Source organism: Flagellimonas marina, assembly GCF_042651185.1.
GTDB lineage: Bacteria > Bacteroidota > Bacteroidia > Flavobacteriales > Flavobacteriaceae > Flagellimonas > Flagellimonas marina.
This window is the reverse complement of the sequence record NZ_JBHSCL010000002.1, coordinates 244782-255464: the sequence shown is the minus strand read 5'-3', so window position 1 is coordinate 255464 and position 10683 is coordinate 244782. Positions and strand designations below refer to the sequence as shown.

At 41.4% G+C, this 10683-nt stretch carries 14 protein-coding genes; all 14 read left to right on the top strand.

The features are described from left to right. The first annotated feature begins 76 nt into the window (after positions 1 to 76). The 14 genes from gcvH (at position 77) to ACFOWS_RS01275 (ending at position 10665) form a co-directional block, all read left to right on the top strand. Positions 77 to 457 carry a glycine cleavage system protein GcvH gene (gene gcvH / locus ACFOWS_RS01340; protein ID WP_366585000.1) on the top strand — a complete coding sequence of 127 codons (381 nt, stop codon included), beginning with the start codon at positions 77 to 79 and terminating at the stop codon, positions 455 to 457. 37 nt (positions 458 to 494) lie between these two features. Beyond that, positions 495 to 857, top strand: coding sequence for a VanZ family protein (locus tag ACFOWS_RS01335; RefSeq protein ID WP_379762127.1), 363 nt, complete (start codon positions 495 to 497; stop codon positions 855 to 857). Positions 858 to 909: 52 nt separating this feature from the next. Beyond that, positions 910 to 1614: an energy transducer TonB gene (locus tag ACFOWS_RS01330; RefSeq protein ID WP_366584996.1), complete on the top strand. Its 705-nt coding sequence runs from the start codon at positions 910 to 912 to the stop codon at positions 1612 to 1614. A gap of 158 nt (positions 1615 to 1772) precedes the next feature. Next, positions 1773 to 2675 carry a heme o synthase gene (cyoE, locus tag ACFOWS_RS01325; RefSeq protein WP_379762126.1) on the top strand — a complete coding sequence of 301 codons (903 nt, stop codon included), beginning with the start codon at positions 1773 to 1775 and terminating at the stop codon, positions 2673 to 2675. Position 2676: 1 nt separating this feature from the next. Beyond that, on the top strand, positions 2677 to 3258 hold the full coding sequence (locus ACFOWS_RS01320) for a cytochrome c oxidase subunit 3 (protein WP_379762125.1): 582 nt from the start codon (positions 2677 to 2679) through the stop codon (positions 3256 to 3258). A gap of 93 nt (positions 3259 to 3351) precedes the next feature. Further along, on the top strand, positions 3352 to 4326 hold the full coding sequence (locus ACFOWS_RS01315; protein WP_379762124.1) for a cytochrome c oxidase subunit 3: 975 nt from the start codon (positions 3352 to 3354) through the stop codon (positions 4324 to 4326). 17 nt (positions 4327 to 4343) lie between these two features. After that, complete coding sequence (locus ACFOWS_RS01310; RefSeq protein ID WP_366584988.1) at positions 4344 to 4727, top strand: cytochrome C oxidase subunit IV family protein; 384 nt, start codon at positions 4344 to 4346, stop codon at positions 4725 to 4727. Between the two features lie 69 nt (positions 4728 to 4796). Continuing rightward, a complete protein-coding gene (locus tag ACFOWS_RS01305) occupies positions 4797 to 5429 on the top strand; it encodes a hypothetical protein (RefSeq protein ID WP_379762123.1) in 633 nt (210 codons plus the stop codon). Further along, a complete protein-coding gene (locus ACFOWS_RS01300; RefSeq protein WP_379762122.1) occupies positions 5410 to 6153 on the top strand; it encodes an SCO family protein in 744 nt (247 codons plus the stop codon). The genes ACFOWS_RS01305 and ACFOWS_RS01300 overlap by 20 nt, the downstream gene beginning before the upstream one ends. After that, complete coding sequence (locus ACFOWS_RS01295) at positions 6153 to 6677, top strand: DUF420 domain-containing protein (RefSeq protein WP_366584982.1); 525 nt, start codon at positions 6153 to 6155, stop codon at positions 6675 to 6677. Before ACFOWS_RS01300 ends, ACFOWS_RS01295 begins: the two co-directional genes overlap by 1 nt. 13 nt (positions 6678 to 6690) lie before the next feature. Next, entirely contained in the window at positions 6691 to 6903 is a 213-nt protein-coding gene (locus ACFOWS_RS01290; RefSeq protein WP_366584980.1) for a hypothetical protein, read from the top strand. Positions 6904 to 7004: 101 nt separating this feature from the next. Beyond that, positions 7005 to 8249, top strand: coding sequence for an ABC transporter permease (locus tag ACFOWS_RS01285; RefSeq protein WP_379762120.1), 1245 nt, complete (start codon positions 7005 to 7007; stop codon positions 8247 to 8249). A 14-nt stretch (positions 8250 to 8263) separates the two neighbouring features. After that, positions 8264 to 9520 carry an ABC transporter permease gene (locus ACFOWS_RS01280; protein ID WP_379762118.1) on the top strand — a complete coding sequence of 419 codons (1257 nt, stop codon included), beginning with the start codon at positions 8264 to 8266 and terminating at the stop codon, positions 9518 to 9520. A gap of 35 nt (positions 9521 to 9555) precedes the next feature. Next, on the top strand, positions 9556 to 10665 hold the full coding sequence (locus tag ACFOWS_RS01275) for an efflux RND transporter periplasmic adaptor subunit (RefSeq protein WP_379762117.1): 1110 nt from the start codon (positions 9556 to 9558) through the stop codon (positions 10663 to 10665). Positions 10666 to 10683: the final 18 nt, after the last annotated feature.

Here is a 10683-nt window from a genome sequence, read left to right as displayed (position 1 = left end):
TTAATTGGAAGCTTTGTTTGAAAACCAAACCATGATCCGTTACATTTGTCCATCGACTAATTTCAAACTTTGACAAATGAACATACCATCCGAACTAAAGTACACCAAAGACCATGAATGGGTCAAGATCGACGGAGACATTGCAACTGTAGGAATAACAGATTTTGCCCAAGGAGAATTGGGTGATATTGTGTATGTGGAAGTGGAAACCGTGGATGAAACCTTGGATAAAGAGGAGGTTTTTGGAACAGTTGAGGCCGTTAAGACGGTTTCGGACCTTTTTTTGCCACTGAGTGGTGAGATCATTGAGTTCAACGAAGCCTTGGAAGATGAACCAGAAAAGGTCAATACCGACCCGTATGGTGAAGGCTGGATGATCAAAATCAAAATGAGCGACGCTTCTGAGGTTGACGACTTAATGAGTGACGCGGATTACAAGGCATTGATTGGTGCTTAAAAAACACAGATATACCTTATTATTTATAAGCTGGGTGATGTTCATAACAACGCTCAGCTTATTTTCTTTTTCCGATATGGATTTGGATACCGGAAAGTTAAACATCCCCTATGCGGATAAAATGACGCACTTTGTATTTTACATGGTCTTTACGTTTTTAGGATGTTTTTTTGTAAGGGAACGTACCCGCGGCCATTTAAAATTGGGTAAAACAATTGTCTACGTTTTGCTTTCAGCTATTGGGTATGGCATACTTATTGAGGTTTTACAATATACACTTACAGACGATAGAATGGCCGAATTGGGCGATGTTTTTGCAAATTCTTTAGGAGCATTTGTAGGAATTGGCCTAGTTCAATGGCTTTTTTCCAAGAAAAGGCCGTTAAAATGGAAATTTTAATTGCTTATTTAACGAATTAATAATTAAATTAGCGAACACTAAATTCAAAAAGATGGAACCAAAGAAGAATCCAAAAGCTGATGTAGGAAGAAACAGTTCACTCTATTTTGTTGTAGGGCTGGCAGCTGTTTTGGCATTGGTGTATGGAGCCATGGAATGGAAAAAATATGACAAGGCAAACGATTATGATATTGCCCTTAACGTTGAGGATCAGCTGGACGAAGAAGTGCCAATGACCGAACAAATAAAAACTCCACCACCACCGCCACCACCTGCAGCACCTGAGGTTATCGAGGTTGTTGAGGATGAAGAGGAAGTTGAGGAAACCGTAATAGAATCCACCGAGACCAGTCAAGAGGAAGAGGTTGTTGAAATAGAAGAAGTAGTGGTGGAAGAAGTTGAGGAAGATATTTCAGTTCCATTTGCTGTTATTGAAGATGTACCTGTTTTTCCCGGTTGTGAGGGAGCCAGTGATAAAAAAGCATGTTTTCAGGAAATGATGCAAAAGCATATCCGTAAAAACTTCCAATATCCAGAAATCGCCCAAGAAATGGGAGTTCAGGGAAGGGTAAACGTAATTTTCGTTATCCAAAAAGATGGAAGTATCGGAAATATTAGAATGCGTGGACCGGATAAAAACTTGGAAGCAGAAGCAATGCGTATTATCAAGAAATTGCCAAAAATGACCCCCGGAAAACAAAGAGGTAGAGCTGTAAAAGTACCTTTCAGTATTCCAATTACATTTAAGCTTCAGTAAAAGAATTATAAATTCCTGTTGAGGCAGGAATGGGAAAAGCCCTGATAGAAACATCAGGGCTTTTTTTATGTATATATTTCATAACTATCATAAAACCTTGTATTTGGTTGGATAAGATGTAGGCTGACATTATCTTTGCCAGCCAATTATATGTGTGGATGAAATCTGCTGTAGGTTCCGTTAAAAATACGTCCCTTTCCTTACTATTTTCCGATTTTAAGGAGATCACCAAGGCCAAGCTGGCCATTAGTGTGGTGTTTTCATCCATCGCCGGATATTTTTTGGGCGCTTACCAGATCAATGCAGTTTCCCTTTTGCTCTTGACTTTTGGTGGATATTGTATGGTTGGGGCCTCCAATGCCTTCAATCAGGTTATTGAGAAGGATTTGGACGCCTTGATGAACCGAACCAAAAACCGACCCATACCCTCAGGGCGAATGTCGGTTAAAACGGCGCTGACCATAGCTATTGTACTTACCGTTCTTGGGGTAGTCGCACTATTTGCCCTAAGTCCCAAGACCGCAATGTTCGGTGCCATATCCATTTTTCTGTATACCAGTGTGTACACCCCCTTAAAGACAAAGACGCCATTATCCGTTTTTGTAGGAGCTTTTCCAGGTGCTATTCCCTTTATGTTGGGCTGGGTGGCTGCCACGGACGATTTTGGCATTGAGCCTGGAACCCTTTTCATGATTCAATTTTTTTGGCAATTTCCTCATTTCTGGGCACTGGGCTGGATGTTGGACGAAGATTATAAAAGAGCAGGGTTTAAAATGCTGCCCACTGGAAAAAAGGACAAGGGAACGGCCATGCAGGTTATTCTCTACACCATTTGGATGATTGTCATTTCCGTTATTCCAGCTTTTGGCATTACGGGAAGGTTGAGCCTGTCCATTCCAGCAGCAATACTAGTACTTTTAGCGGGCCTGGTAATGCTCTTTTTCGCATTCAGGCTTTACGAAAAACAGGAAAACCGCACGGCAAGACGTTTAATGTTGGCCAGTGTCACTTATATATCATTGATTCAAATAATCTACGTAGTAGACAAGTTTATTTCATAAAATGGATTTAACCCAAGGAACAGCAGAGGAAAAGAACAAAAGGGCGAAGAAGATGATGCTCTGGTTTGGCATTGTTAGTCTTATCATGGGGTTTGCCGGTTGGACCAGCGCCTATATTGTGAGCAGCAAAAGGGATGATTGGATCAGCGATTTGGAATTGCCCCAAGCTTTTTTCATTAGCACGGCAATAATTATCCTGAGCAGTATCACCTATTTTATCGCCAAAAAGTATGTGAGTAGAAACGACCAGAAAATGGGGACTATCTTTTTGCTGGTCACTTTAGTTTTGGGAATATCCTTTATTGTACTTCAGTTCAATGGATTTTCTCAGATGCTGGAAAACGGCTACTACTTTACAGGGCCTACCAGTAATATTAAAATGTCCTATGTGTTTTTAATTGCAGCGGTGCACATTGCCCATGTTGTAGCGGGCTTGATATCGCTTTTAGTGGTCTTGGTACAGCAAATGCGGGGAAAATATATGCCGGGTGATATGTTGGGGATGGAATTGGGGGCCACCTTTTGGCATTTTTTGGATTTTCTTTGGGTATACTTAATACTATTTATGTATTTCGTGAAATAAATCTTTGTTCAACAAGTTTTCATTCAAGTTTATCTTTTTGAATACGTCAAAAGGTGTAAATTTGTGAAAGTTTTACTAAAACGACCTTTTTATATGGATACAACGGTTACTACCGGTACAGAAGACAGCGTTTGGGGAGGCGGAAATAGACCACTCGGCGCTAGCTATGGAAAAATGATGATGTGGTTTTTTATTGTCTCGGATGCCTTGACCTTTTCTGGGTTTTTGGTGTCGTACGGCTTTTCCAGGTTTAAGTTCATTGAGACTTGGCCCATTGCCGATGAGGTATTTACCCACGTACCCTTTTTCCATGGAAATTACCCCATGTACTATGTGGCCTTTATGACCTTTATTTTGATTATGTCTTCCGTGACCATGGTATTGGCTGTGGATGCAGGACATAAAATGAAACAAAACAGTGTTATTCTCTACATGTTCCTGACCATTATTGGAGGTGCCATTTTCGTTGGTTCACAAGCATGGGAATGGGCTACCTTTATTAAAGGAGATTTTGGAGCGGTTGAAACCAAAGGAGGTCGTATCCTACAATTTGTAAATGCAGAGACTGGTGAAAGAGCGGCATTGGCTGATTTTGCCACTACACTTCCAGAAGAACGGATAAAACATTTGAAGAGCGAGGGCATTTGGTTTGAGCAAGAAGGGTACAAAACTTCATTCTCCTTGAATGAGGTGGTGGAAGGATTCAAGACTACACCAAATATTCTTATCCGAACTGAAACAATCAATGAAGAAGGTGAAAAAACCCTTTTGAACAGGGAAGAATCTTTGGCCAAATTATTGGACGCCTCACAAGTCGTTGAAGGTGCAAACCTTATCCATAATGAATACGGTAGCCGCCTTTTCGCAGATTTTTTCTTCTTTATCACAGGGTTCCACGGATTCCACGTATTCTCTGGAGTAGTGATCAACGTAATCATATTCTTTAATGTTATTCTCGGTACCTACGAGCGCAGAGGACATTATGAAATGGTGGAGAAAGTGGGTCTGTACTGGCACTTTGTGGATTTGGTATGGGTATTCGTATTTACATTCTTTTATTTGGTATAAAAACATTGATTAGATAAATGGCACACGAGCATAAACTTGAGATTTTTAGAGGACTGGTAAAGTTTAAGTCGAACACCCAGAAAATTTGGGGTGTGTTGATATTCCTTTCCATTGTAACGGCTGTTGAAGTTGCTTTAGGTATCACCAAACCACGGTTTTTAACGCACAACTATTTCATAGGCATGAAGCTCTTGAACTGGATATTCATTATCCTTACATTGGTGAAGGCCTATTACATTGCGTGGGACTTTATGCACTTGCGTGATGAGAAGAGTTCCTTGAGAAGAGCAATAGTTTGGACCCCAATATTCTTGGTCTGCTATTTAATATTCATCCTTCTTTTTGAGGCGGATTACATTTACAACGTCTTTAAGGAAGGCTTTGTAGCTTGGAATTTCTAAACAGGATTTAAGATAGTAAAAGACGGTTTTTCAACCGTCTTTTTTTATTTTTGCAAGGCTTATAATGTTATGAAAAAGACCTTTGTTTTAGTGGTTCTCTTCATCTTTCCATTGGTGGCCTATCTGTTTTTTGCCTCAGGGGTCAACAACTTTGGAAAATTGCCCACACTTACCGAGAATGTCCCTGATATTTCACAGGTGGATTCCTCAGTCACATTGGATGGAAAAATTACCATCTTGGGCTTTTTGGGGAGTGATGTGGAAGGTAAAAAAGGCAATGCCTTTAACCTGAACCAAAAAATCTACAAACGTTTTAGTGAGTTTCAAGATTTTCAAATGGTAATGGTGGTGCCGGAAGAAAGTAGAAACCAAATCGAACCACTTCGGGAGGAACTCAGTGAGCTCTCCGATGACCAAAGGTGGAACTTTGCCCTTGGAAGCAACGAAGCAATACTAGCATTTTTCCAAGAACTGAAAACAGACATCACATTAGACGCTGATCTTTACACACCTTATGTGTTCATCATAGACAAAGACCGCAACCTAAGGGGAAGAAATGACGATGAGGATGAAGGTGTCAAATTTGGGTTCAATACAACATCAGTTGCGGAACTCAACAATAAAATGGAGGATGATGTCAAAATAATTTTGGCGGAATATCGTCTCGCTTTAAAAAAGAACAATGCCGACAGGATCAAATAACAAGAAGAAGTATACCTACGTTTGGGTATCAGCGATTATTTTGGTTTTTGGGATTTTCGCCGTCTATGAAATTACCAAAAGGGTCAAAAGTGGCACTGTGGTGGAAAACGACCGTATGAGTATGGCGGCAGGGCAAAACAAGGTGGGTTTTGTAGTAAACCAAGGTAAAAAACGAAAAGTGCCCGAATTTCAATTTCTGAATCAGGATAGCACATTGGTCACCAATGAAGACTATTTGGGAAAAGTGTACGTGGTAGAATTTTTCTTCACAACATGCCCAACCATTTGCCCCATAATGACCCAAAATTTGGTGGAATTACAAAACACATTCAAGGATAATGAGGAATTTGGTGTGGCATCCTTTACCATCAACCCCAGATATGATACACCGTCTGTGCTAAAAAGATATGCAGAAAAATATGGTGTCACAGATAAGGATTGGCACTTCTTGACAGGCAATCAGGAAAAAATCTATGAACTGGCACAAGAGGGATTCTATATTTTGGCCAATGAAGATGAGGAAGCCCCTGGCGGGTTTGAACACTCTGGCATGTTCGCCCTGATCGATAAAAATGGGTATATTCGCTCGCGCGAAGACCAATATGGCAACCCACTGATATATTACAGAGGTACTATTACAGAAAAACAAGGGGTAAACGCGGATGGCGAAGCACAGCAGATTACCATATTAAAAGAGGACATTAAAAAATTGCTGGCAGAATAATGGAAGATTCAATCAAGGAAAAGAGAATTAATAAGTGGATTACGGTGACCTCCGTGGCGATTCCGCTGGTTGTAGCATTATTGTTTGCATACAAAATACCGAATTCGGAACCTCTAACCTTTTTGCCGCCTATTTATGCAACCATAAACGGTATTACCGCAATTTTGTTGGTAGTGGCCGTAATTGCAATTAAAAACGGAAGGAGGGCTTTGCACGAAAAGCTCATGACCACTTGCATCTTTTTGTCGGCCTTGTTTTTGGTCATGTACGTGGCCTATCACATGACTTCCGAGACTACACTTTATGGAGGAGAGGGAAACATTAAATATGTGTATTATTTTATTTTGATGACACACATTGTACTTTCCATATCGGTGATTCCTTTGGTTTTGATTACCTACTCAAAAGTGTATTTGGATGATTTTGAAAGTCATCGGCTATGGGCCAAATATACCTTCCCCATTTGGCTTTATGTGGCAGTTACGGGCGTTATTGTCTATATCATGATTTCACCGTACTATTAATGGCACAGATAGTATGAAGACTAAACTTTTCTTGATTACACTGCTTATATTAATTTTTCCATATACCATGGAGGCCCAATGTGCCATGTGCAGGGCGGTAGTGGAAAGTGAAGCCGATGGAAGTACAGCGGAAGGCATCAACAACGGTATTGTATATCTTATGGCTATTCCTTATATTTTGGTGGCCGGTCTCTTCTATTTTATTTACCGGAGAATGAGAGGATGAAAATTTTTGGGAAAATTTCTTTCCCAAAAGTGTAACAAACTCAATTTGATGAAGTCCTATAACTGTACGCATGCGTACATCATCAATCAAAACACTGACCTATGTTCGATATTGAACGGTGGCAAGAAATATTTGACACCATCCGAAAGAACAAGCTTCGTACCTTTTTAACTGGACTTTCCGTAGCCTCCGGTATCTTCATTCTTGTAATTTTATTGGGTTTTGGGCAGGGTATGCGAAATGGCATTGAACATGAATTTGAGCAAGACGCCTCTACCAGTGTTTGGATTTGGCCGGGAGTGACCTCCAAAGAATATAAGGGTCTCAACCCAGGGCGACGCATTCAATTGGTCAACGAAAACTTTGAAAAGGTCAGTGCCATGTTCAACGAGACCATTGAACATGAATCTGCTCGAATATATGTTGGTGGTATTAGCGTAAATTATGGCAAGGAAGCATTGATCTATGGGGTACAGGGTGTGGGCCCAGATTTTCAATTCATTGATAATGCCTCCATGGTAGAAGGACGATTTATCAATTACCAAGATGAAGTTTCCACAGGAAAGGTGGCCATCATCGGGAATAAAATCAAGAAAGATGTTTTCAATGAAGTGGATTCACCCATTGGGGAGTTTATCGATATTTCTGGGATTCCATTCAAGATTGTAGGTGTATTCAATGAAATGGAAGATCGCGAGGAGGAAGTAATCTACATCCCGATCACAACGGCCCAACGTGTTTTTAATGGAGGCGATAGGGTAAGTAATATGTCGTACACCCTTCCACCAGTTGAAAATTTTGATGAAGCTGTGGCACAATCCATCACCTTTAAAAATAATCTCAGACAATATATTCAACAGGCACATACCATAGCCCCGGATGATACAGGTGCGGTGGAAGTTTGGAGTGCCTTGGAGGAAGCCAAGCGCTATTACGGACTTACCAACAACATTAAGCTCTTTTTTTGGTTTGTGGGCATTTGTACCATTATTGCCGGAGTTGTAGGGGTAAGTAATATTATGCTGATTGTAGTTAAGGAACGTACTAGAGAGATAGGAATTCGCAAAGCCTTGGGGGCAAAGCCTTGGTCCATCATTGCCATGATTTTGCACGAATCCATTTTTGTGACCGCTATTTCTGGCTTTGCTGGTCTCATTTTTAGTATGGCCTTATTGGAATTGGTGGGTCCACATGTTGAGATTGACTATGTGAAGAACCCCTCTGTAAACTTTAACGTGGCCTTTTCTACCGTGCTTGTATTGATTTTGGCAGGAACCTTGGCTGGATTTGTGCCAGCTTGGAGGGCGGCACGGGTTCAGGTCATAGAATCACTGCGTGATGAATAAAAAGAGTTTTTACCATGTTCAATAGAGACAGATGGCGCGAAATATTGGAAGTCCTTACCACCAATGTGTGGCGTACCATATTCACGGCTTTTGGAGTTTGCTGGGGTATCTTTATCCTAATAGTATTGCTGGCAGCTGGGAAGGGGCTCGAAAATGGCATTAAGCAAGATTTTGGGGATACAGCCACCAACACCATGTTCATGTGGACCAGAGCCACGACCAAACCTTATGAGGGGCTTCCCAAGGGAAGGAGTTTTGAATTCAAGATCAGTGATGTGCAAGCCATCCAAGATAATGTTCCCAATCTGCGATTCATCTCACCCAGAAACCAATTGGGCGGATTCCGGGGGTCCAACAATGTGGTACGTGGAATTAGAACTGGAGCCTATAGTGTGTATGGAGACTACCCAGAGATTATCAACCAAGACCCCATGACGGTAACATCCGGTCGTTTTTTAAATTTCAATGATATTAAAGAGAAGCGAAAAGTGGCCATCATTGGCCAAGGGGTCAAAAATGACCTTTACGATCGGGACGAAGAGGTTTTGGGAACCTATATCAAGATTCAGGGAGTCAATTTCATGGTCATAGGAACGTATAAAAAGAACAACAGTGGAGGAGGGGAAGAAGGACAAAAGGAAATTTTTGTGCCCTTTACCTCATTCTCGCAAGCGTTCAATAGAGGAGAAGATGTGGGGTGGATGGCCATAACGGCCAAAGATGGAAGCTCCATATCCCAATTGAAGGAAAAGATTGTCCAAGTCATGAAGGAAAGGCATAAGGTACATCCAGAGGATAATCGCGCCATAGGTTATTTTGATCTTTACGAACAATACAACCGAGTGGAAAGCCTTTTCGGTGCGCTAAAAGGTGTGGCTTATATAGTTGGAATCATGGTTTTGCTTTCTGGAATCATCGGGGTCAGTAATATTATGCTGATAGTTGTTAAGGAACGCACCAAGGAAATTGGAATTCGGAGGGCATTGGGGGAACAGCCTTGGTCCATCAAAAAACAGATTCTCATGGAATCCATTTTTCTCACCATCATATCAGGTATGGTGGGGATTATTTTAGGTTCCCTGGTCATTTATGGAATCAACTCTCTGTTGGACAGTGTAGGGCCAGTGGATATGTTCATGAATCCCAGTGTTAGTGTTGGGGTTGTAAGCGGTGCATTGCTCATACTGATGATATCCGGTCTTTTGGCAGGATTCATTCCGGCGCAAAGTGCCATTAGGGTGCGGCCCATTGAAGCATTACGAACAGAATAAACAAAATCAAATCAATCAAAATTAGTTAGATAAAAATGAAAAAATCGGTAACCATTATCATCCTGTTGCTCATCGTGATCGTATTTGGGGGCTCTATGTACTATTTGTACTCAAAAAATGCGGAGGATCCCGTGGTGTACGAAACCGAAACGCCATCCACCCAGACCATTGTAAAAAAGGCAGTGGCCACAGGAAGTATTCTTCCTTTGGAAGAAGTATTGATCAAACCCAACATTTCGGGAGTGATTGAAGAAATTTATGTTGAGGGGGGTGACTACGTGAAATCAGGCGACCTATTGGCCAAAATAAAAGTGGTGCCCAATCTTTCCGCTTTAAACGATGCCAGAAATGCCATTGATGAGGCCAAAATTAATTTGGATGATCAAAAACGAAACTATGAGCGCCAGTTGACGCTTTTTAATAAGGGTGTTATCTCCAAAACGGATTTGGAGCGTGCACAAGTATCCTACGATCAGGCGAAGCAGTCGTATGGAGCCGCCAATAAACGCTACGATATTGTCCAGACCGGAACAACAAGTGGTCTCAGCAGTGCGGCCAATACTTTAATCAAGGCCACAGTGAGTGGAATGGTACTTGAAGTTCCTGTTGAGGTGGGGAATCAGGTCATTGAAGCCAATAATTTTAATGAAGGAACCACCATTGCCGCCATTGCGGATGTGGACAAAATGATTTTTGAAGGTAAGGTGGATGAATCCGAAGTGGGGAAAATTAAGGAAGATTTGCCCCTGGAAATTACGGTTGGTGCCATTGAAAATAAAGTTTTTGATGCCGTCTTGGATTACATCGCTCCCAAAGGGAAAGAAGAAAACGGGGCCATTCAATTTGAGATAAAAGGCAGCTTGAAAAAACTGGATACCACTTTCATAAGAGCTGGGCTGAGTGCCAATGCCTCTATTATTTTGGCACGGGCCGACAGCGTTTTGGCTGTAAAGGAAGCTTTGGTCCAGTTTGATGATGACACCAAAGCACCCTTTGTGGAAGTGGAGACTTCGGAACAAAAATTTGAACGCAGAGACGTGGAGTTGGGTGTTAGCGACGGAATTTACGTAGAGGTTAAATCGGGTGTCAATGCCAATGACAAAGTAAAAGTCTGGAACGCCATAGAGGAAGATCCTTCAAATTAAGTAATCATTTAACATAAA